General features: G+C 37.8%; 20 protein-coding genes. 8 read left to right on the top strand and 12 right to left on the bottom strand.

The annotated features are described in order from the left end of the window. Positions 1-16: 16 nt before the first annotated feature. Complete coding sequence (locus tag HDE70_RS03795; RefSeq protein ID WP_183888115.1) at positions 17-409, bottom strand: winged helix-turn-helix transcriptional regulator; 393 nt, start codon at positions 407-409, stop codon at positions 17-19. Between the two features lie 97 nt (positions 410-506). On the opposite strand from HDE70_RS03795, the gene HDE70_RS03790 reads away from it, so the two are divergent. Next, a complete protein-coding gene (locus tag HDE70_RS03790) occupies positions 507-1,520 on the top strand; it encodes a zinc-dependent alcohol dehydrogenase family protein (RefSeq protein ID WP_183888113.1) in 1,014 nt (337 codons plus the stop codon). A gap of 47 nt (positions 1,521-1,567) precedes the next feature. Here the strand turns inward: HDE70_RS03790 and HDE70_RS03785 are convergent, their stop codons facing one another. Further along, complete coding sequence (locus tag HDE70_RS03785) at positions 1,568-2,305, bottom strand: LytR/AlgR family response regulator transcription factor (RefSeq protein WP_183888111.1); 738 nt, start codon at positions 2,303-2,305, stop codon at positions 1,568-1,570. Positions 2,306-2,579: 274 nt separating this feature from the next. Between HDE70_RS03785 and HDE70_RS03780 the strand changes: the two genes are divergently transcribed. After that, positions 2,580-3,287 carry an HlyD family secretion protein gene (locus tag HDE70_RS03780; RefSeq protein WP_183888109.1) on the top strand — a complete coding sequence of 236 codons (708 nt, stop codon included), beginning with the start codon at positions 2,580-2,582 and terminating at the stop codon, positions 3,285-3,287. A gap of 3 nt (positions 3,288-3,290) precedes the next feature. Here HDE70_RS03780 and HDE70_RS03775 read toward each other — a convergent pair whose 3' ends face one another. The 4 genes from HDE70_RS03775 to HDE70_RS03760 form a co-directional block, all read right to left on the bottom strand. Further along, positions 3,291-3,935, bottom strand: a complete 645-nt coding sequence (locus HDE70_RS03775) for a response regulator transcription factor (protein ID WP_183865366.1) — start codon at positions 3,933-3,935, stop codon at positions 3,291-3,293. A gap of 25 nt (positions 3,936-3,960) precedes the next feature. Beyond that, positions 3,961-5,586: a PAS domain-containing protein gene (locus HDE70_RS03770; protein WP_183888107.1), complete on the bottom strand. Its 1,626-nt coding sequence runs from the start codon at positions 5,584-5,586 to the stop codon at positions 3,961-3,963. Continuing rightward, positions 5,579-8,491, bottom strand: a complete 2,913-nt coding sequence (locus HDE70_RS03765; RefSeq protein WP_183888104.1) for a CheR family methyltransferase — start codon at positions 8,489-8,491, stop codon at positions 5,579-5,581. The genes HDE70_RS03770 and HDE70_RS03765 overlap by 8 nt, the downstream gene beginning before the upstream one ends. 174 nt (positions 8,492-8,665) lie before the next feature. Beyond that, entirely contained in the window at positions 8,666-9,352 is a 687-nt protein-coding gene (locus HDE70_RS03760) for a hypothetical protein (RefSeq protein WP_183888103.1), read from the bottom strand. Positions 9,353-9,571: 219 nt separating this feature from the next. Between HDE70_RS03760 and HDE70_RS03755 the strand changes: the two genes are divergently transcribed. Continuing rightward, positions 9,572-10,153, top strand: coding sequence for a YceI family protein (locus HDE70_RS03755; RefSeq protein WP_183865362.1), 582 nt, complete (start codon positions 9,572-9,574; stop codon positions 10,151-10,153). A 105-nt stretch (positions 10,154-10,258) separates the two neighbouring features. Here the strand turns inward: HDE70_RS03755 and HDE70_RS03750 are convergent, their stop codons facing one another. Then, positions 10,259-12,301, bottom strand: a complete 2,043-nt coding sequence (locus HDE70_RS03750) for a M13 family metallopeptidase (RefSeq protein ID WP_183865361.1) — start codon at positions 12,299-12,301, stop codon at positions 10,259-10,261. Positions 12,302-12,424: 123 nt separating this feature from the next. On the opposite strand from HDE70_RS03750, the gene HDE70_RS03745 reads away from it, so the two are divergent. Both HDE70_RS03745 and HDE70_RS03740 read left to right on the top strand, forming a co-directional pair. Then, positions 12,425-13,702 carry a nucleotide sugar dehydrogenase gene (locus HDE70_RS03745; RefSeq protein ID WP_183888101.1) on the top strand — a complete coding sequence of 426 codons (1,278 nt, stop codon included), beginning with the start codon at positions 12,425-12,427 and terminating at the stop codon, positions 13,700-13,702. Continuing rightward, entirely contained in the window at positions 13,689-14,693 is a 1,005-nt protein-coding gene (locus HDE70_RS03740) for an SDR family oxidoreductase (protein ID WP_183888099.1), read from the top strand. The genes HDE70_RS03745 and HDE70_RS03740 overlap by 14 nt, the downstream gene beginning before the upstream one ends. 1 nt (position 14,694) lies before the next feature. Here the strand turns inward: HDE70_RS03740 and HDE70_RS03735 are convergent, their stop codons facing one another. After that, positions 14,695-15,420, bottom strand: coding sequence for a DUF6166 domain-containing protein (locus HDE70_RS03735; RefSeq protein ID WP_183888097.1), 726 nt, complete (start codon positions 15,418-15,420; stop codon positions 14,695-14,697). Positions 15,421-15,990: 570 nt separating this feature from the next. On the opposite strand from HDE70_RS03735, the gene HDE70_RS03730 reads away from it, so the two are divergent. Further along, on the top strand, positions 15,991-16,347 hold the full coding sequence (locus HDE70_RS03730; protein WP_183888095.1) for a hypothetical protein: 357 nt from the start codon (positions 15,991-15,993) through the stop codon (positions 16,345-16,347). An 8-nt stretch (positions 16,348-16,355) separates the two neighbouring features. Here HDE70_RS03730 and HDE70_RS03725 read toward each other — a convergent pair whose 3' ends face one another. Beyond that, positions 16,356-16,871, bottom strand: coding sequence for a DUF892 family protein (locus HDE70_RS03725; RefSeq protein WP_183888093.1), 516 nt, complete (start codon positions 16,869-16,871; stop codon positions 16,356-16,358). A 128-nt stretch (positions 16,872-16,999) separates the two neighbouring features. Between HDE70_RS03725 and HDE70_RS03720 the strand changes: the two genes are divergently transcribed. Further along, positions 17,000-17,251 carry a hypothetical protein gene (locus HDE70_RS03720; RefSeq protein ID WP_068401002.1) on the top strand — a complete coding sequence of 84 codons (252 nt, stop codon included), beginning with the start codon at positions 17,000-17,002 and terminating at the stop codon, positions 17,249-17,251. 43 nt (positions 17,252-17,294) lie between these two features. Here the strand turns inward: HDE70_RS03720 and HDE70_RS03715 are convergent, their stop codons facing one another. Then, the gene (locus HDE70_RS03715) at positions 17,295-17,984 is read right to left on the bottom strand and encodes an SOS response-associated peptidase (RefSeq protein WP_183888091.1); all 690 of its coding nucleotides are present in this window, start codon (positions 17,982-17,984) and stop codon (positions 17,295-17,297) included. 17 nt (positions 17,985-18,001) lie between these two features. On the opposite strand from HDE70_RS03715, the gene HDE70_RS03710 reads away from it, so the two are divergent. Further along, entirely contained in the window at positions 18,002-18,229 is a 228-nt protein-coding gene (locus HDE70_RS03710) for a hypothetical protein (protein ID WP_183865354.1), read from the top strand. Positions 18,230-18,238: 9 nt separating this feature from the next. Here HDE70_RS03710 and HDE70_RS03705 read toward each other — a convergent pair whose 3' ends face one another. Beyond that, the gene (locus HDE70_RS03705) at positions 18,239-18,904 is read right to left on the bottom strand and encodes an HAD family hydrolase (protein WP_183865353.1); all 666 of its coding nucleotides are present in this window, start codon (positions 18,902-18,904) and stop codon (positions 18,239-18,241) included. Beyond that, positions 18,904-20,229: a DUF3887 domain-containing protein gene (locus HDE70_RS03700; protein WP_183888089.1), complete on the bottom strand. Its 1,326-nt coding sequence runs from the start codon at positions 20,227-20,229 to the stop codon at positions 18,904-18,906. The genes HDE70_RS03705 and HDE70_RS03700 overlap by 1 nt, the downstream gene beginning before the upstream one ends. Positions 20,230-20,238: the final 9 nt, after the last annotated feature.

Below are 20,238 nucleotides of genomic sequence, written 5' to 3'. Positions count from 1 at the left end.
TACTTTACGCAATATCTTAAATGGTTTTCTTTTTAAATGTGGGTTTAATCCGGACTTCGTATGGAATATGCTTTTTACCCCAGCTACATAAGTCGTGCATTACATTCACTAACGCTAACCCACTTTCTGTAATTTTATACTCTACTCTTAAAGGGACATCATTAAAAATTTCCTTTTTAACCAGTTCGGATTTAATCAGCTCATTTAAAACATTTGACAATACATTATCCGAGATCCCGGTCAGACATTCTTTCAGGTAAGAAAACCTGGATACATCCTCTTTGATCAGCACCAACACTTCTGAAACCCATCGTTTGCCAATGATCCGTAAAACCTTGTTCAAGGTACAACGCTCATCAAGATAAAGTTCATTTAGCGTATTGGTGGAATTGAATTTTTTCGTGCTCATACTCACTTAATTATTAGTAACTCATAATCGGCAAAAGAATATATTAAACAAGCAATTAGCACTAATTTTGAGATAGTAAAACTAAATATTATTTAATATGAAAGCTTATCAAATAACAGAAAATTATAACATAGAAACATTGGCTTTGGTACAGAAGGACTATCCTAAAGTATTACCTCATCAGGTATTGGTCAAAATGAGTTCGGTATCCCTAAATTATAGGGATCTGCTTGTCATTAATGGTATCGATAATTGGAAACCACCAGTTGGACGTGTACCTATTTCTGATGGTGTTGGCAGAATAGTTGAAATCGGGAGTCAGGTAAGCTCACTGGTGGTTGGTGATCGTGTGACAGGTCTTTTTCTTCCGAACTGGATTGAAGGTAAACTAAGACCTGAAAAACTTACAAATTCCCTGGGAGGAAATGCACACGATGGATTGCTACAGGAATATGTTGTGTTTGGTGAAACTGAAGTGATCAAAGTGCCAGCTTTTCTAACTGATGATGCAGCGGCCACATTACCATGTGCTGCACTTACAGCCTGGCACGGATTAATTGAAAAAGGAAAGATAAATAAAGGAAATACTGTACTGATTCAGGGAACAGGCGGAGTCTCCATATTTTCCATGCAATTTGCCTTAATGACGGGTGCTGAGGTTATTCTTATTTCAAGCAGTGAAGAAAAGTTAAATCTGGCAAATAAAATGGGCGTCAATCACCTGATCAATTACAAAACAACCCCGAACTGGGAAGATAAGGTGTTTGAATTAACGAATGGTTCAGGAGTTGATCACGTGGTTGAAGTTGTCGGAAGCGACCATATTAACCGATCAATTGATGCCGTATCCTTCGATGGTACGGTATCGTTGATCGGAGTGATCAATGGCTTGTATGGAAATATCAATACTGCGAAAATTATGTCCAAAGAAATCAAACTACAGGGAATTGAGGTGGGTTCTAAGGAAATGTTTGAAAGAATGAATAAAGCCATAGAAGCCAGACAGATGCAACCGGTCATTTACAAAACATTTCCGTTCAGTGAAGCGAGGGAAGCTTTCCATTCTTTACAGGCAGGAAATCATTTTGGAAAGATTTGTATTCAATTTTAAGTTTCGTGAAGACTTCCCGGATCAATTCGGGAAGCCTTGATTGGGTTTTATTTATTAGTTTTTAACACGCTTAAGCCAACGTATTTAAAGAAAGAATCTTTGTAGGTATTACCGAGTTGCAGTATAGTTTTATTCTTTAAAATGACCATATTCCCTTCAATGTGGCTGATCTTTTTATGGTTCACTACAAAGGATTTATGGATACGCAGAAAGCTCGTTCCCGGTAATTGAGGAAGGACATTTTTTAAAGGGACATAAGCGATGTAATTCTCATTTTCTAGGTTAAAAACCACCTGATTATCATTTGATTCTATATAATAAATATCATCAAATTCTATTTTGATCAATCTCCCTTTCACTCCATGCTTAATATAGATGTAAGAGACTTCGGATGAGGCATGCTGAGCAGAAGGCTTCCCGCTTAGCATCGGTACAAAACTGATCACTTTATGTATGGCCTGCATAAACCTTTTATGGGATACCGGCTTCAATAAATAGTCTACCGCATTATGGCTGAATGCATCAAAAGCATAATCTCTGTAACCACTTACAAAAACAACTTTGGTCGAGGTAGTAATCAACTGGCAAAAATCCATTCCATCCAGCATCGGCATATTGATATCCAGAAAAACCAGATCTGGTGCCAGTCTGTTCACTTCGATCAGTCCTTTTTCAGGATTACTGTTAAATCCAACTAATTCAAGATAAGGAACTTCACTAATGTACTCTCTTAAAGTACTGATCACATGATACTCATCATCAACAATATAGCAGGTAATATTCATCGGTTAATTTAAATTAATCACAGGTAGTATTCAGAAAATGAATGTACCATATAAACTTCTAATTCAGTAATTGATTTAATATTTTTTTAACCCTCTTAAAAATTACTTTCACCTCTCCAATACATGGTTTAACCCAAATTATTTCAGGATACCAGACTATATTAATAATTTGAGTGAAATATAACTTTTCTACCTATGAAAAGAACAAGTCAGGTGAGGTCTAGCTCCCTGGCTTGTTTTATCTTCTGGCTGGCTTAACCGAAACAGCAAATTGATGAAACTGAAAGATACAGATAATAATATTGCTATTAAACCATGGAAATGGTTTTTCAACTGGGATGTAGTGGTAACATGCGTTTCACTGCTCCTGATTGCGGTTTCCGCACTCATGATCCCTTATCAGGACAGTATATCTTTCAATGCTCAATTTCATACACAACATAAAATTATTCCCGTAATCAGCCCATTTAATGGTATTATCAAAAAAGATGTATTTGATATGAACGATGCGATTACGCCAAATGCTTTCCTATTTACCATTTATGATTTATCTGCGCAAAAAGAAACCTCAGTTTATGCACAAGAGGCGGGTTATTACCTGCCTAATAAGATCGAATTCAGAAGCAAAACTTATGTGAGTAAAAATGATACCCTATTTTATATCATTCCTGATATTAAGAGTCAAGGTGAGGTTTATTGTACTGCGGTAGCCGATAAATTTAATATTTCCAGGCTAAAAACCGGAAGCAAAGTAATCATCAGTGTAGCAAGAGATGAGGAAATTTTCAGTATTCCCGGAACAATTTCCTTCATTTCAGAAATTCCGGATGGCTCAGGAAAATATCCTTTTCAGATCAGTCTTGAAAATAAAGATGTTCAGCATCTTTCAGAAAAAGGAGTGTTTTATCTGGACAAGCAGGGAAAAGCCCAGGTGAATTTTGAAACACAGAAACTTGCTTACAAACTGTTAAGTTTTTTATAAAAGCTATTGAATAATTCCGCTCAATACAGCATATCTGATCAGAGCAGCAGTATTTTTAGCTCCGGTTTTTTCGATCAGGCTTTGCCTGTGTCCTTCTATAGTACGTTTGCTGATAAAAAGTTTAGCAGACATTTCATTATTTGTTAATCCTTCGGCAATCAGATCCAGGATTTCAATTTCCCGCATAGAATACTCCACGTTATCATTGATCCGGTTCAGTGGCACTGTAGAAATCGATTTATTCAATAAGCGCATGGCCAGTTCAGCACATAAATACTGTCCGCCTGCATTGACATGTTTCAGGGAAAATATAAGTTCATCAGCACTAACACTTTTAAGCAGATAACCAGATGCACCTTCAGAAAAGGCCTGAGAAACATATTTATCATTGTCCAGCATAGAAAGCATGACGATCTGCGTAGCCGGACTCTTTAGTTTCAGCTCTTTTATTAAAGTTATCCCATCCATTTCAGGCATATTAATATCTGCCAGTACAATGTCCACTTTAACCCCGCTACTGATAATCTCCAATACTTCCAGACCATTTGTAGCTTCGCCGGCAATACTGATTTCTTTATCAGCTTCCAGCAGCATACGGATCCCGTTGCGTACAATATTATGATCTTCTGCTAGTATTAGGCTTAACATAAATGTTCTTTAATTTCTTATAATTTTACACAGATAGTTCAGCTGTATTTTCGAACGTAATCGTTACCACCATGCCTTGTTTGGACTTATAAAATTTAACCTGTCCGTTTAACAAATATACTCTGTTTTTAATTCCGCTTAAGCCTGATCCGATATGACCAGCCTGTTCAATGCAGCTATTAAAGCCTATTCCGTTGTCTGCAACCCTGATAAAAACCTGATTACGGTGTAAACGAACCTTAATCTCCGCTTTAGTGGCTTTGGCATGTTTGATACAGTTATTGATCAGCTCCTGTATCATTCTGAAAATATACAGCTGCACGTCTGTACCCAGGAAATCTGCTGTACTATCAATATAAGTATCAATATGGAAATGAGTTGTACTGGTACGCTGAGCCATTTCTTTAATCCCTGCAACAAAGCCAAAATCTTTAAGTACAGTGGGTGTGAGTTCATAAGAAATCTGCCTGGTTTCCTTAATAACCTGATCCAGTAATGCGTTTACATTTTTAAACTCCCCTTTCAGGTAATTAGTCCTTTCTACACTTTCCAGATTTAATTTAATGCCATAAAGAAGTTGACAAACACTATCATGCAAAGCGCTGCTGATAATGTTACGCTCTTTTTCCTGTGCGGTTAGTGTTGCGGAAAGAATTAGTTTTTGCTGATCATTTTTCAATGACTCAGCTTCACGTTCTAATCTTTTTCTTTCTGTAATATCTGTTAATATCCCGGCAAAATAGCTGGATTCTTCCTGCATATTAATTTCATGTCCCTTCGCAGCAATATATTTGAAGTCATTATCTGCTGTGATTATCCTGAATTCCAGATCTATATCTTTCACTCCATGTATAGCTCCCAGAAGCTGATTGTTCACTTGCTGCTGATCATCAGGATGAATTAATGCAATTAATCCTGCAATCGTTCCGTTAAAGGCCCAGCTTTTGATCCCCATAATATTGAAACTGTGGGGATCCAGAAAAACAGAACTGGTTTCTGCACATATTGTCCAGGTTCCTGTTGCAGAAGCTTTCAGTGTCATCTCCAGCCGTTCTTTGGTCTCTTTTAAGACTTGCTGTGCATTACGGCTTTCTGTAACATCAATAACAGTAATATAATATTTGACATCTGTGACAATGATACTGGAAATTGCCCTTCCCTCCATTCGGGTATAAACTATCTGGTCACCAGCTAATTTTAACTTGATTTCTGCCGTTTGTTTGATATCATTATATTGCATCCTGTGCAAAAAATTATAAAAATCTTCCCACGACTGAGGAGAAATAAAGCTTTGAAACCTTTGATGGCGAACGGTTTGTCTGGCTACATTAAGCAGGTCTATTCCATTCTGGTTCGCTTCTTCTACTACGCCCAGATAATTAAGGATAAAATAGCCTACAGGTGCCAGGTCAAATAAGCCTACGAATTTAGCTCTCTCCCTATCCAGTGTCAAATAAGACGTTTTCAATTCATCATTTTGCATTTCCAGCTCCAGCTGGTATACCTGAAGTTCATTGAGCAAAATATTAACATCATCAAGTGTCAGGTTTATCTTTGAAGAAAAGTTGTCATTCTTATACTTCAGCTTTTCTGATAACCGCCCAATTAGTGATGTATTAATTTCTCCCGATGAACTTTGACTGCTATCCACTATTTTGATTTCTAAAAGTTACCAATGATACTAAACCTATTCCTTCTTCCACCTTATTTACAGGCTGGGTTTTCACAAAAACATCTTTAAGTCCTGCTCCCTGAAAGTTATGCTGTATAAATAAATCAGCAGGACCAGTTTGCAATAACAAACCATCCAGCTTATTTGTCTTCCACTTGTTGTGAACAATCTCCATGAAGGATTGTTCTATAATCTCTTCTCCTTTTAAATTAAATTGTTGTAAAAACAAATCGTTGGCGACTAATACTTTTCTCTCTTTGTCTAAAATCACTGCTGCATCAGGCACAAGATTAATTATCCCTTTTGCATATTCCAGTAAGGACAACAACCTGCTTTCCATAGCTTTTACAGGTGTAATTTTAGTAAAAGTAACGACTGCACCACTAATAAAATTATCCATGGTACGGTAAGGCATAATTCTAAGATTATACCACTCATCTTTTTTGGTCGTCACTTCCAGTTCTTTTCCAGCAAGCTTTTCAATAACTTCTTTAATAGAATCTTCTAATGAAGGATAGTCAAAATTAGAAACAATATGGGTAATAGACCTGCCCACGTCACTCGGTATAATATTAAACAATTTAGTGACCTGCGGGGTAAAACGAACAATATTAAGCTGATTGTCTAAAAATATAGTCCCGATTTCAGTATTATCCAGCAGGTTCTTCATATCATTATTCAGCTGCGTCAATTCTTCAGCTTTATTCTGATATTGAAGATTAATTGTCATCAATTCTTCGTTTAAGGACTGCATTTCTTCTTTTGTGGTCAATGCTTCCTCATTTGTACTTTGAAGTTCTTCATTGGTACTTTGCAATTCTTCATTGGCAGACTTAAGTTCTTCCATAGAAGTCTCCATTTGCTCAATGGTACTGTGTAATTGCTGTTTAGTATAAATCAATTCTTTTTCCAGCTCTTCAACCTCCCCATCTCTGGTAGAACCAATACTTATTCCCTTTGAAGTCTTTCTTTTTTTGATCAGTCCCAGATCGTAGAAAGTAACCAGCAACAAGTCTTGTAATGGTATTTCTACCATATAATCAATTTTAAAGCCAACTAGATAAACCTGGTTACCATCTTTGATTTTAATATCAGAAACCTCTATTTTACTCTTTTGCTCCCATACCTGGTGAAGTGCATTACCTAAGGCATATTTTAGTTCTTCTCTGGCCAGCCTATGGATATTAAATACAGCTTCCCCAGAGTTAATCTGCATAAACTTCGCTGTTTTACCATTGATATACAGAATATCACCACGCTCGTTTAACAATAAAGAAGTGGGCGTAAAACTTTCCAGCAGTATTTTATGAAAAGTCTCTACCAGCGGATTCTTTAAGTTTTTAGTAGGAAGATGCATTTTTATATTTTTACTGTGCTGACTGGCCACATGAAAAGGAAAATCAAGCATATTGCCTAATGATGCTCCTTCTTTACGCTGAAAGACTTTCCATTTGGTATCGAGATTGGTAAAGCTATCCTGGAAAGTCCCTACAGATTCTGCGGGGCCTAAGAATAACAATCCATTAGGGTTCAGAGAATAATGAAAAACAGGAATAATCTTTTTCTGCAATTCTGTGGTCAGATAAATCATGACGTTACGACAGCATAACAAATCAAGGCGGGTAAATGGTGCGTCTTTGATCAGGTTATGTTGTGCAAATACAATCATTTCACGCACTTCTTTTTTGACGATATAACCATCATTCACTTTAATAAAAAAGCGCTCCAGTCTTTCCGGAGACACTTCTGAAGTGATGTTGGAGAAGTAATTTCCTGAACGGGCGTGGTCAATAGCAATTGGATCAAGATCAGTTGCAAAGATTTGTAATCTTGGTCTTCTCTCTAATTTCACTTCTTCCAGGAATTCAATAAGCAATATCGCAATCGAATAAGCTTCTTCGCCTGTAGAGCAGCCTGCTACCCAGATACGGATAGGATCACTTTCTTCTTTATTGATCAGCTGAGCGTATAGTTTTTCTTTCAGGATATCAAATGCTTGCTGATCTCTGAAGAACTTAGTCACGCCAATCAATAACTCATTGAACAGCAATACTATTTCATTCGGAGTTTCCCTGAGGTAAGTAATGTACTCAGCATAATCATGCAATTGATTAATAGCGATCCTTCTTTCGATCCTCCTGACAATGGTATTCTTTTTATATAGGGTAAAGTCATGACCGGTATGCGACCTTAAAAGCATTAATATTTTTTGCAGGTGCGTTTGGTTGGTATTGGATAGGTAAGCCTCTTCAATAGCTCCTGATTCCAGTAATACAGGGTGATTTAGGTATTGAATCAATTTTACTGGCATATCTTCAGGAGCAAGTATATAATCTACCATATTTGATTTGATAGCAGCATTCGGCATGCTTGGATATTCTGCTGTCGCAGGGTCCTGCACTATAGCCATACCGAGCTTTTCCTTGATCATTCTGACCCCTGTCTCCCCATCTGCGCCCATACCCGAAAAGATAATAGAGACTGCATTTCCCCATTGATCCTGGGCCAGGCTTTGCAGAAAATAATCTATGGACATATGAGCCCCTTTATAACGGGACGCTTCCATAAGTAACAGGCGTCCGTTATGTATCCCCATATCTTTTCCCGGAGGGATCACATAGATACGGTCAGGTTCTACCAGCATACCGTCTGTGGCCTCAACAATCGCCATAGAAGATACAGGCTGCAACATGGATGCCACATTGATATGGTGCGAATTGTCAAGATGCATAATGATCACAAACGCTATCCCGCTTTTGACCGGCATATGTAAAAAGAACTTTTCAAAGGCATGAAAAGACCCTGCGGAGCCCCCCATTCCAACAATAGGAAAAGATGTCTTATTTTGCTCGTTTTTTTTGGATCTTGATGCTTGTAAAGTCATTATTTCAATTCATAAATATTATAAAGTTAAAATAAAGTTGGTAGTTTCTGGTTACAAGAATCTTTTAATAGAAAAAATAATTAAATTATTTTCATTAAACCGGATGCTAAATCGTTAATATTCTGCCTATTGACAGTCAGAATAAATTCATACTGAATGCTGGAGAATGGTTCTCTAAAAGATATTGAACAGCTGATCTCTGTGGGCATTATTTTTGAAGGATTTATGCGGATTGCCCTTTCCTGCTGAGCTGTTTTTGATTAAACGGGACATTGCGTTATAGGTGTCATTCCATGATAAGGTCTGAGCGGTATTGTGTAACGAATCTGTAGAAGGAAATGGATGAACATGGGGATGGAATATCTTTTTACTGATCGTGTTGGTATACCCTTGTGTAAAGATAAGATCAGCCTTTTCTATCAATTTCTTCTCCAGGATACACATGTCTTCAGGACAACTTCTGAACATAGAAACTTCGTCCATACAATCGTATATGGTTAATCCGGGTTTATATTTTTGGGTAAACGATAACGCAGAAGAAGTATAGTACCAGAATGTCCAATCTTCAAGGTTTGCATTTTCCAGAAATCCATCCATTAATTGGACCATGCATTTAGTGGTCTGACTGGAAGTTAGTCCTGGTCTTAAGTGCGGAACCATTTTCCATAAGGTTTCCGATCTGGTTCCAAAAGAGAAATAAGGTTTCTCTTTTGCATCAAAAACAGGGTTTTCGACGTAATAGATATTGGTATCCTCCGCAAATCTCAATAACAATTGCTGAGGCCGCTGCAACAAAAAGTCCCAGCGGAGATGTGAAAAGCAAAGTAAATTTTTCGGAGCCATATCTACAAATGATTTCATGCTATTTAGAGAGAGATTAATTTAACACCAAATTTAAGAGGTTTATTTAATTAACCACCAGTATAAATACTTGAAAACCTGGGGTCAACTACCTATTTTAAGAATGTAAGACCTTTTAATCTTTTAATATTTTTTTACGCTCCTGCTATTTTTCTTATCATACATCAATACAACAACAATTTTATTATACCATATTTGTCGTATAAAAAAATTACAGACATGAAAAAACTACTTGTATTATTATTAGCAGCATCAGCTGCACTATTTGCTTTTAAACCAGTTGGACCTAGTACCTGGACTGCGGATAAAGCACACTCAAAATTAGGATTCGTGGTTACCCACTTAATGATCACTGATGTTGAAGGTTCATTTAAAAACTTTGAATCAACAATCACAACTTCAAAAGATGATTTCTCTGATGCAGTGGTAACTTTAAGTGCTGATATCAATTCAGTAAATACAGAAGATGAAAAAAGAGACGGACATTTGAAAACTGCTGATTTCTTTGACGCTGAAAAATTCCCTAAATTAACTTTCAAAAGTACTTCAGTTAAAAAATTAGCTGGTAACAAATTCAAAGTAAGCGGTTTATTATCATTACATGGTGTAACTAAACCAGTTACTTTAGATGCAACTTTAAGAGGTGTAACTACTAACCCAATGTCTAAAAAAGCGACTGCTGGTTTCAAAGTAACCGGAACAATCAAAAGAGCTGATTTCGCTTTAGGTTCAAAATATCCAAATGCAATGTTAAGTGATGATATTACACTTAACGCAAATACTGAATTCGTTAAAAACTAGTCAGATGACCTGATTTAGCCTTTAGGCTAAATTTAACGTTGAAAAACTAAAAAGCCGCTGTTCCATTAGGAAGCAGCGGCTTTTTAGTTTTTCAATGAAGTCTGTTTACCAGATTTTAACTCTCTTGTTAGGTGCAAGATATAACGAGTCACCAGGTTTTACATTAAATGCAGTGTAAAATTCAGGAATGTTCCTTACAATTCCATTCACACGGAACCTTGCAGGAGAGTGCGGGTCTGTACCTACTTGTTTTCTTAAGGCTTGTTCTCTTGATTTGTTTAACCAAACCTGTCCCCAACCAATAAAAACTCGCTGATCGCCATTAAAGCCATCCAGTACTGGCGCGGTTTTACCATTCAAACTAGCATGGTAAGCTTTAAGCGCAATAGTTAATCCACCAAGATCCCCAATATTCTCTCCCAAAGTAAATTCGCCATTTACATTCAGGTCACTCAATACTTTAAAGCCGCTGTACTGTGCAACCAAAGCATTTGTCCTTTTTTTAAATTCACTTAAATCATTCTTTGTCCACCAATCACGCATCACACCATCTCCGTCAAAAGTACTGCCCTGATCGTCAAATCCATGACCAATTTCATGACCGATAACAGCACCGATACCGCCATAATTTACGGCATCTTCTGCATTCATATCAAAAAATGGTGGTTGCAGGATAGCTGCCGGAAATACGATTTCATTCAATGGCGGGTTATAATAGGCGTTTACCGTCTGAGGAGTCATCCCCCACTCTGTACGGTCAACCGGAGTTCCCAACTTTTTCATCATTCGGTTATATTCGAAAGCTGTAGAACGGGTCAGGTTACCATAAAGATCATTTTTAACAATTTTCAAGGTCGAATAATCTCTCCATTTATCAGGATAACCGATTTTAGGAGTAAACTTACTGATCTTTTTAAGTGCCTCAGTTTTAGTTTCAGGACTCATCCAGTCCAGTTCTTTGATACTGGTTTCATAAGCTTTAAGCAGATTGCCAACCAAAACCAGCATACGTGCCTTAGCTTCAGGAGAGAAATGTTTCTCTACATATAACTTACCAACCATTTCCCCTAAAGAACCATTCACCACACCAACAGCTCTGCGCCATTGCGGACGTTGTTTAGGTATACCATTTAATATAGTGCCATTGAAACTAAAATTCTCTTCATCAAGAGCAGAATTCAAAGCACTTGCTCCACCTTTGACCAAACTCCATTTCAGATAAGTTTTCCAGATACTCAGCGGGGTATTTTTAATAATCGCGTTCAGGTCTTTAGTATAAGCTACTTGTGCAACGACAATACTGTCCGGATTTTTCACACCTGCTTCATTCAGCATACCTTTCCAGTCATAATCAGGCATTAAGGTATTCAGGTTACTCACAGCATATTTGTTGTATAAACCAGCCATATTCCTGGTTTCTTCTTTCTTCATTTGTTTAGAAGCCATCAAGGTTTCTAAAGCCATAATCTCTGATGCTTTTGGTTTTGCTTCAGTAATTCCTGCAAGGGTCAGCATTTTTTCAATATGGGCTACATATTTCGTTCTGATCTCTTTAGACTTCGCGTTATCAGTAAAATAATATTCTCTGTCCGGCAGGCCCAATCCACCTTGCCAGGTTAGCAGCATATAGTTTTTAGGATTTTTAAAGTCTTCAGTAACTGCCACACTAAACGGTGCCATATTCCCTATTTTATTCGCATAAGCAAAATAGGCTGCCAGCTCTTTTTGATTTTTAATACCATCAATCTTCTTAAAATCAGCTGCCAATGGCTTTATACCAACCGCATCTCTGGCAGTCATATTCATGTAAGAGCCATAAAGGTCACCTATTTTTTGTTCTTCAGAACCATCGGCAAATTTCCCTGATGCTGCCTTTTCTATAATTTCTTTGACATCTTCCTGAGCTTTGTCATTGATCAGTGAGCTTACACTTGCAGAGGGTTTATCCGCAGGAATTTCTGTTTTTTTAATCCAGGTTCCGTTTACGTATTCCATGAAATTATTTCCCGGAACTACTTGTTTATCCATATTTTCAAGGATAATCCCCGATTTAGGGTCACCTGTGGAATGAAAGGATTGGAATGCAGCCAAAACCAGCAGAGAGCCTGCGATGATGGGTACTCCCAAAGAGAGTTTTAAATTATTCATCTGTTATCAGTTAGTTTAATCAAATCTACTAAGAAACCTCGCTTTATTAATGCTTAAGATTCAGTTTTATTTCAATAAATTGCGCCCTGTTTGTTGAAAAACAAGCAGAATAGAAGATTATAGATGACAAGGATTGATAAAGACACACCTATAGCTGTTATTGGCCTGGGTTACGTTGGGTTACCACTGGCAGTAGCTTTTGCCCGGTATTTCAAAGTGACAGGCTTTGATACTAAACAAAAACGCATAGAAGAACTACATAAGGGATATGACAGCACGCTGGAAATCACTGAGGCCCAATTGCTGGACGTCAAGTCTGATTTATCATTCAGCAGCGATATTAGTGCGCTACAGCAAGCACGTATTTATATTATTACCGTGCCTACCCCTATTGATAAATTCAATCATCCCGATTTGTCTGCTTTATATAAGGCAAGTGAAACAGTGGGTCAGTTTTTAAAAAAGGGAGATATCGTAATTTATGAGTCAACCGTTTACCCCGGCGTTACCGAAGACGAATGCGCACCGGTACTGGAACGTGTTTCGGGGCTTAAATTCAATGTTGATTTTCATTGTGGATATTCTCCCGAACGGATCAATCCAGGGGATAAAGAACATACACTGACCCAGATTTTAAAGATTACGTCTGGTTCTACGCCAGCAGCAGCAGACCGCGTAGATGAATTGTACCGTACCATTATTACTGCCGGTACTTACAGGGCCCCGAGTATTAAAGTCGCGGAAGCAGCCAAAGTCATAGAAAATGCACAACGGGATATTAATATTGCCTTTGTCAATGAACTGGCCAAGATATTTAACCTGATTGGTTTGAATACACTCGACATATTGGAAGCCGCGGGTACTAAATGGAATTTTCTGAACTTTAAACCCGGACTTGTGGGCGGGCATTGTATTGGTGTAGATCCTTATTACCTTGCTCAAAAGGCACAGGAAGCTGGTTATCATCCAGAAATCATTCTTGCCGGCAGACGTTTGAATGATGGAATGGGACAATATATTGCCGATGAAGTCATTAAATTGATGGTACGCAAGCAAATACAGGTTACTGGCAGCGAAGTCCTGATTTTAGGTTTCACTTTTAAGGAGAATTGTCCGGATGTACGCAATACAAGGGTGATAGATATTGTAACGCGTTTAAAAGAGTACCATGTGAATGTATGTATTCTTGATCCATGGGCCGATCCTGCACATGTTTACCAGGAATATGGTATTACTTGTCAGAATGAAGCGATTACCGACCGACAGTTTGATGCTGTAATTGGTGCTGTTGCCCATGCTGAGTTTAAAGAACTCGATGTACAGGAGCTTTGCAAAGAAAATACAGTAATATATGATATAAAAGGGATGTTACCTGAAGAACTTATACATGGAAGACTCTAATTATCAGCTTTATACTCATCCTTACCATGATCAGGATCTGAGCAAATCAGCTTTTCTGATTACCGGCGGCGCTGGCTTTATCGGTTCAAACCTGGTCAGATATCTGTTGAAATATGGTGCGGGAAAGGTACGCGTACTGGATAATTTAGCTACTGGATTCTGGAAGAATCTGGAAGAATTTGAACCTGATCCGGCCTTTGAATTTATAAATGGTGATATCCGTGATCCTGAAACCTGTATATCTGCCTGCAAAGGAATTGATTATGTAACGCATCAGGCGGCGCTGGGTTCTGTACCACGTTCTATAAAAGATCCTTTAACAACCAGCCAGGTTAATATAGAAGGCTTTTTAAACATGCTGATGGCAGTTAAAGAGCAAAAGGTGAAGAGGATGATCTATGCAGCCTCTTCTTCTACTTACGGAGATAGTAAGGAATTACCCAAAACAGAAGAACGCATCGGGGCTCCCCTCTCTCCTTATGCAGTGACTAAATTAGTTAACGAACTTTATGCAGATGTTTTCAGAAAAACTTACGGAACAGATAGCGTAGGTTTAAGATATTTTAATGTTTTCGGCCCAAACCAGGATCCTGAAGGTGCTTATGCAGCAGTTATTCCATTATTAATGAAAGCGGTTATCACAGGTGCTGCACCCGTGATCAATGGCGATGGAAGTCAGACCAGGGATTTCACTTTCATTGAAAATGTAGTACAGGCAAATATCAAAGCGTTGTTATTTGCTGGTGATATTCCAAATACGGTTTATAATGTAGCTTACAGTGAACGTATTTCCCTAAACCAGCTGTGGAACATTATAAAAAAACTCCATGGTACAGATCCTGGACAGACTTATGGTCCATCCAGGGCTGGAGACATTCATGATTCACTGGCAAATATTAACCGGATCAAAAAAGATCTGGGTTACGATCCTTTATATGATGTACAAAGGGGGTTGGAATATACAATGAACTGGATGAGGAATAAAGTATAGTTTAATTTTCATAACGCTCTGCCAGCTTATTGGTAATAATTTTCTCTACGGATCTCCAGTAAAATCTGGCCATCATTTCTTCTACCCTGCGCATCACCTCAGGAAACTCATACCCGCTCACGATATAGTCATCCTTCGCAAATAACCTGAATAACAGTCTTTGTTTACGTTCATTGAGTTTTCTCAGCTTCACATCAGGCATATATTCTCTATGCATAGCATAATTTTCAGCAAGATCGGCTGTGATTATCCCGGTTTCGGGATCATTATACAAAAGAATTTCTCTTGAACTGGTAATCGCGGAAAAACAAAACCGGCTGTACAGATTGGGATGTAACCTCTGGTTATGTTTATTTAAAAACCTGGTCACTTCCAGAACCAGTTCAAAGCTGCCATCAGGAAAATTCTGAACAAACTCTTCTTTGAAACAGATAAACAGGTTTTCGGCCAGCCTTTCGCTATTAAATATAGCCAGACAAATTGCTAATGCTGTGGTATAAGAAGCGTTCTGTCCGAGTTCGCCCCATTCAAAGCTACAATCATAAAATGGGCGGAGTACTGTCGCGGTTTGAGGAAATACTTCCTGGTGATTGACCCATAACCTCCTGGTAGTTTTAACTGGTATGGAAAGTTCATTGGAAACACTGACTGTTCCTTTAATATGAAAAACTTTCTCTGGCAGATGGATGTCCCATTTCACTGTTTTAGATCCTGAATAATTATTCATAAGCATGTTTTAATGAAGAATAAAAGAGAATAGAAAAGGTATGGCAACCAGCTTTTACGCGTTGAACCAGGAGAATTTCGCTGGCCGCACATACCATTTTCTTAATCAAGGTAATTGGTGTTTATACGGAGCTGCGGATGCAAATAGGCGAAATCTGGAAAAAGAACAGGGTCGGCTACTTGCCCGTTTAATGTAACAGAGGTTCTGGTAAACCTATATATTTTTTGCAAAATATACCCTACAATAAACTTAAGCAAGCAACCGACCCCATATTTATAGGTTCAGGCTGCTTGACTTATCTCGTAGGGTATTGTTGAAATTTACCAGATTTCTGTTACGAGGCTCGTCAAGCAGTCCTTCATTTCAATTTGAAGAACTGCAAAATTATAAATTTGTGTCAATCTATATTCTATTGCATAGCATTAATTTAAATAAGTGAACAAATATGTAGAGTAATTCTACAAATAAAATTACAATTCTACATTATATACACTAATATCAACATAATTGTAGAATTATACTAATAAAATGTAGAATATTCTTAAAGATTATTGATTTACCTTGTTTTTAGTGAAAAAAGAGGATATTAAGAAACATAAAGGTGAGCTTTTGGACTCCATCGTCCGGAATTCCGGGATGACCATAAAGGCCGTAGCTAAGGCTGCGGGTTATGACAGAACCAGTTATTATAACCACATTCTGGAACCTCAATTACCGTATAAAATAATATCAAGATATGGTGAGGCACTTAGACATGATTTTTCTAATGAATATCCTGAAGAGAAAGTAACCAGGCCAACACATACTAAAGAAATTACCACTTTTGAAGAAATGGAAAAAGACAGGGATTACTGGCGTGAAAGATTCTTCAGATTAACGGAAAAAGTAGCTGATAGCTTTAAGGAAGAATCTTCTGGTGAGGTATAGTAAATCGATTATTCAGATTCACTTTGCGCTGCTGGATTAATAAAATCCACAGCGATTTTTGTCAGATAAGCATCCGCAGCCTTCTCTTCAGCCAGACATTCTTTCAATATCATTTTAGCTTTTGGATAATCCAATTCTGCAAGCAGAGAGATTAAACTTCCATAACTTGCTATTTTGTAATGTGCAATCAGCTGAACAGCATAAATTATTGCCGCATCTCTCAATGCAGTTCCAGTTTCTACCGTTTTGACAATGGAGGCTGCCTTATCACTGAGAATTTCAATAATATGGCATTTCCCTTCACCAGGTTGCTGGTTCATGAGATCAAATACCATATCCAGCCGTTGCGCGTGCAGGCCGGCCTCTTCTGATTGTGCGATTAATGCGCGTTGCAATTCTTCTGTAAATGCAGCCATAGATAATGCAGCGGCACAATTAACCAATTTCTTTTCCGCAATATACAGGTCTTGCAAACATTGGATAAAGAAATCCTGCAAGCCTTGTGCTTTGAGTTTATCCACCATAAGGCGATGATTTAATTTCTTTTAGGAACGATCCTATAAGGATTAACAGCATTAAAACAATCAGAACTCAGAAAAGTTTACGTAAATCACTTTTAGTTCCATAGCTTTGGAAAGATTTAAAATTCATTATGGCAGTATTACATAGAAAAGAAGAGAAAATAGAAGTTGTGCTAAGTAAGCTTCCAAAAGATTATACGGATGAGCAGTTTGTAGAAACTTTTATCCAGCTTTATTCAAAAGACTGGGGAAAGATCAAAGCTAATTACATCAAACAGTCACAGGATAAAGAACCTGGAACGATTATTACTATGCCTAAGCCAGAATTGTACTTAAAAAGTGTTTTAACAGTTTATCTGGAAAACAGAGACAAGAAAGGTTAGAAAATATAGTATAGAAGTATAAGTGTATTCATTTATACTTCTATCAATGGATTGCCTGCATGAGTTCGGGCCTGTTATTAATTACTCCTTTGATCACCGTTGCATTTACAGCTTTATCTACTCTGTAGCAATCCATCAGCTCGTCCGGATAGGCTTTGCATAAACTCAGCAGATCAGGAGTCCCCAGATCTTTGCTCAGCCAAATAGCTTCTTCTTCCCTGCTTAATATCACCGGCATTCTGAATTTAGGTGCATGGACTTTACCAACGGTTTCGTTGGCCTGCGTAGTCATAATGGTAAAAGACCGGTAAACCTCTCCTGAAAACTGATCTTTCCATTGGCTCCAAAGCCCTGCAAAAGCAAATAAATCTCTGTCTTTTAATACAAAACGGTAAGGCAAAGTATCTCCGGTTTTTTTATCCCATTCATAAAAGCCATCTGCCAGTACTAAACATGTTTTACGATGTGTAATCAGCGGTGCAAACGTTTTCTTACCCATAATTTCTTCAGAACGGGCATTAAGCGTAGAAAAATCAAGTTTCGTACTTTGAGCCCAGTATGGAACCAGTCCAAAGTGCATCAGTTGTGCAGTATCAGGTTCATCAGCAGTAATCACCAATCCTTTCTGAGTAGGCGCAAGGTTATAATTGGGCTGGTAATCAGCAGGAAATCTGACCTGGTAACGGATTAATAATTCCTTGTGGGCTTTAGTGAGGGTATAGCGTGCACACATTTTTATATCTTTGCTTAATGAGTTATAAAGTAACCAAATTTGAAGTTAGTTTTGAGGGTAAATCCGTTCCTGTATCGGTACATTCAGTAACGGATGGAGAAGAAACAAATCATATTGTTTCTATTGATGACCATGAAAATTTCGAAATCAAAATGACTAAAGAAAATAAATGGAAGGCTGATAATGACACTGGAATCAATGAAGATCTCCTTGATTTAATTACAGCGCATTATCAGGCTCCTTAATTTTTACTATCAGATCAGCTCATTTGCTGTGATATAAGCTGTAGCCGCTCTGAAATCTTTAAATATCCGATCAGCATTAGCCAGCTTCTCATGACTTTGCTCATCGGCCTGAATGGCAAAACAAGTTAAATCAGCATTTTTAGCAGCCAGCAAACCATTTACAGTATCTTCAAACACCAGGCATTCGCTTTTAGGAACCCCGATCTTCTGAACAGCAAGGTTATAAGATTCCGGATCAGGTTTACTTTTGGTCACATCACTTCTGGTCACCAGTTGTTTAAAGTATTTCCCAAGTCCGTTTTTCTTGAACAATTCATCTACATCAGCCCTTTTACTCGCAGTGACCAGGGCCATAGGAATACCTTTTGTTAAAAAGAAATCCATTGTTTCCTCTACATAAGGCATCAGCTCGATAGTACTGGTGATTAAGCGGGCATTGGTTAACTCTTCTTTCTTTGTAATCAACACGTCCAGGGGCGATGCTATTTCATATAACTCCTTTAACCTTTTAGCGTTTCCTGGCAAAGGGATACCAGCAAAGTTCTTCAGGAAATCAGAGTATTCGAGCTGTACATCAGATTCTGCCAATATTTCGTTCCATACCCGGTAATGAAAATGTTCTGAATCTACGAGTGTACCGTCTAAATCAAAAAGTAGTGCTTTAAATTTTGTCATTATTTTTTATCGTTCAGTTTTATCCAGGCCACTAAGTCGTTAATTAAGGTCTCAGATACGCTTGATGCCATTGCATATTGACGCGTATCCCCTTTTTCTACCTGAGAACTTAATAAGTGGTTCAAATCAGGATATAATTTTAAGGTTACGTTCTTCTTTTTATTTAATGCGGCATCCCATAACTCATAATCACGGGTTGAAACCTGGAAATCGTTTCCTCCTTGTACAATCAGAATACGTTGTTTGTTTATTTTTTTTGCAGTTTCAACCTGATTGTATTTATTCAGGTCAATCCAATAAGATACCGGCAGACCTAAAATGGTGGAATCTGGTTTCATATTACCTAAAGCAACTAACCTGGTTCTGTCTAGTTCCTTATTTAGCTCAGCAAACTTAACTTTCGTAGCCTGTGTAGTATCTTTTGATGCATCAAATACAGCTTTCTCCTGCTCAGCAATTAAATCTGTAAAACTTCTGGCTGGAGCAGCAGCTAGTATTAATCCACTTAATTCAGGTGTCAATGCAGCTATTTTAGGGGCTAACATTCCTCCAAGGCTATGTCCCATCAGATAAATTTGTTTTTTATCAATATCGGGTACTATAGCAGCCAAAGTTACTGCGGCAACTGCATCATCGATCACCTCTTCCTTTACAGTAAACGCACCTCCAAATTCACCACTGTAGATCCTTGTTCTTTTTACATAACGTATGCTGGCTACTCCTTTAGCAGCAAAGCCAGCGGCAAGATCTTTGAAAGGCTTGTTTGGGCCAACTGTTTCATCCATATCACCAGGCCCTGAACCATGTACAAGGACTACAATCGGAAAATTCTTCGTATTTTTTGGTGTAGTTAATATGCCAACCAGACTATGTCCGGGAGTCTTAACATATATTTCTTTCTCTTTGTACAAGGTAGTATCTGCATAGGCAGGGTTCAGGTATTTTGCTTCAGTTTTAAGGGGAGCAGGAGTAAAACCGACCATATTTCCGGCTTTATTATAAATAAGCCTGAAACTTTGTGTGGTGTTTGCAAATTTCCCATCCACAATAACAATAAAAAAATCACCGTTAACTTTACTTTCAACGCCATTCGCTGATTCAAATTTGCCTAGTTTCTCGTTAAAAACACCCCAGAGTTTCTGTAAATCTTCAGCAGAAATCTTTGCGGAAACACCCGGATCAAAATACGCCTGTGCTTCAGTAAATTTCTTCTGATTCATCAATTCAAAGAAATCGGTTGAACGGTTAAACAGTTTAATAATATCTTGTGAAAATGACAAGGTAGAGAACAGCATTGCAAAGATTAACAGCGTAATTTTTTTCATGTAATTTAT

This window comes from Pedobacter cryoconitis, assembly GCF_014200595.1.
In the GTDB taxonomy this organism is placed as follows: domain Bacteria; phylum Bacteroidota; class Bacteroidia; order Sphingobacteriales; family Sphingobacteriaceae; genus Pedobacter; species Pedobacter cryoconitis_C.
Note: the sequence above shows the minus strand (reverse complement) of the source record. Positions and strands in the feature narration are given on the sequence as shown.

Excerpts from the sequence above, each read along its gene's own strand:
- HDE70_RS03740 (WP_183888099.1), top strand. The coding sequence starts at position 13,689 with ATGGAAGACTCTAATTATCAGCTTTATACTCATCCTTACCATGATCAG.
- HDE70_RS03765 (WP_183888104.1), bottom strand. The coding sequence starts at position 8,491 with ATGACTTTACAAGCATCAAGATCCAAAAAAAACGAGCAAAATAAGACA.
- HDE70_RS03720 (WP_068401002.1), top strand. The coding sequence starts at position 17,000 with ATGGCAGTATTACATAGAAAAGAAGAGAAAATAGAAGTTGTGCTAAGT.
- HDE70_RS03705 (WP_183865353.1), bottom strand. The coding sequence starts at position 18,904 with ATGACAAAATTTAAAGCACTACTTTTTGATTTAGACGGTACACTCGTA.
- HDE70_RS03780 (WP_183888109.1), top strand. The coding sequence starts at position 2,580 with ATGAAACTGAAAGATACAGATAATAATATTGCTATTAAACCATGGAAA.
- HDE70_RS03785 (WP_183888111.1), bottom strand. The coding sequence starts at position 2,305 with ATGAATATTACCTGCTATATTGTTGATGATGAGTATCATGTGATCAGT.
- HDE70_RS03715 (WP_183888091.1), bottom strand. The coding sequence starts at position 17,984 with ATGTGTGCACGCTATACCCTCACTAAAGCCCACAAGGAATTATTAATC.
- HDE70_RS03735 (WP_183888097.1), bottom strand. The coding sequence starts at position 15,420 with ATGAATAATTATTCAGGATCTAAAACAGTGAAATGGGACATCCATCTG.
- HDE70_RS03795 (WP_183888115.1), bottom strand. The coding sequence starts at position 409 with ATGAGCACGAAAAAATTCAATTCCACCAATACGCTAAATGAACTTTAT.
- HDE70_RS03790 (WP_183888113.1), top strand. The coding sequence starts at position 507 with ATGAAAGCTTATCAAATAACAGAAAATTATAACATAGAAACATTGGCT.
- HDE70_RS03710 (WP_183865354.1), top strand. The coding sequence starts at position 18,002 with ATGAGTTATAAAGTAACCAAATTTGAAGTTAGTTTTGAGGGTAAATCC.
- HDE70_RS03725 (WP_183888093.1), bottom strand. The coding sequence starts at position 16,871 with ATGGTGGATAAACTCAAAGCACAAGGCTTGCAGGATTTCTTTATCCAA.
- HDE70_RS03700 (WP_183888089.1), bottom strand. The coding sequence starts at position 20,229 with ATGAAAAAAATTACGCTGTTAATCTTTGCAATGCTGTTCTCTACCTTG.
- HDE70_RS03750 (WP_183865361.1), bottom strand. The coding sequence starts at position 12,301 with ATGAATAATTTAAAACTCTCTTTGGGAGTACCCATCATCGCAGGCTCT.
- HDE70_RS03755 (WP_183865362.1), top strand. The coding sequence starts at position 9,572 with ATGAAAAAACTACTTGTATTATTATTAGCAGCATCAGCTGCACTATTT.
- HDE70_RS03775 (WP_183865366.1), bottom strand. The coding sequence starts at position 3,935 with ATGTTAAGCCTAATACTAGCAGAAGATCATAATATTGTACGCAACGGG.
- HDE70_RS03745 (WP_183888101.1), top strand. The coding sequence starts at position 12,425 with ATGACAAGGATTGATAAAGACACACCTATAGCTGTTATTGGCCTGGGT.
- HDE70_RS03760 (WP_183888103.1), bottom strand. The coding sequence starts at position 9,352 with ATGAAATCATTTGTAGATATGGCTCCGAAAAATTTACTTTGCTTTTCA.